The organism is Streptomyces omiyaensis (assembly GCF_014650895.1).
GTDB lineage: Bacteria > Actinomycetota > Actinomycetes > Streptomycetales > Streptomycetaceae > Streptomyces > Streptomyces omiyaensis.
Genome location: NZ_BMVV01000085.1, coordinates 1 through 990 on the forward strand (window position 1 = coordinate 1; position 990 = coordinate 990).

The window sequence follows — 990 nt, forward strand, 5'->3', positions numbered from 1 at the left end:
CTTCGTGCTGGTCAACCTCTTCCGGCCGCCGCTGGGGGCGCCCATGCCGCCGGCGGCTCTGAACGACCTGTTCGACCGTCTCTCGCGGCGGGCCGGCCTGGCCGACGGGGTCCATCCCCACGCGCTGCGGCACACCTTCGCCAGCAACGCTGCCGACGCGGGCGCCGTCCTGGACGAGATCGCCGACCTCCTCGGCCACGCCAGTCCGTCCAGCTCGCAGGTCTATCTGCACCCCGATCCTCAGCGGCTGCGGGCCGCGGTCGAGCGGGTCGCATCGCTCGCTCCGAGGAGGAAGCCATGACCACGGCCCTGCGACTGGTGCCGCCTCCGGCATCCGATCTGCTGCCCGCCCGCGCCAGACGGCTGTGGGAACTGATCCGGCCGGAGACGCTGGAGGTCCTGAACTGGGACGAGACGACGAAGGTGCTGCGTCCTTCACCGGAACACCCCTTTCTCGGGTTGAGGATCTGTTCCCGGGTCGGCTGCCTGGCTCAGGCCCGGCGGTCGGAACTGGGGCTGTGTTCGGCCTGCCGGGGCCGTTGGAAGCGGAGCGGGAAGTCCTTCGAGGACTTCGTGGCCAGCGATCCGAAGATCCTCACCGGCGCGTCGGGGGACTGCGGGGTCCCGAAGTGCGGGCGGCCCTGGACGTCTTCGCGCACGCAGATGTGTGAGTGGCACCGGGAACTGTTCAAGAAGCTCGGTGAGCCGCCGCTTCAGGAGTTCTTCACTCACCCGCGGGTTCAGCCACTGCCCCACCTCGGGCACTGCGCGGTGGACGCCTGTCACCGGATGAGGCCCAGCCCCGCGCACCTCTTCTGCCTCGCGCACTGGCCGCGCTGGAAGGAGGCCGCGGGCCGAGGGGCGGACTCCGAGACCTGGTGCCGGATGGAGCCGGGCTCGTCGGAGTCGACGGCGGTGAGCCTGCGCGGCCTGCCGCCCCTGGTGGTCGCCGAGATCCTCTACGTCCTCCAGGCCCGCACGGACACCGAG

Annotated in this window: 2 protein-coding genes; both read left to right on the forward strand. The window is 71.1% G+C overall.

The window, feature by feature from the left end; all coding sequences use genetic code 11:
* Positions 1–301 (forward strand): tyrosine-type recombinase/integrase (locus IE287_RS38095; protein WP_189854009.1); only part of this gene is annotated, 301 nt, incomplete at its 5' end.
* Positions 298–990 (forward strand): hypothetical protein (locus IE287_RS38100; RefSeq protein ID WP_229884018.1); only part of this gene is annotated, 693 nt, incomplete at its 3' end. The genes IE287_RS38095 and IE287_RS38100, both read left to right, overlap by 4 nt.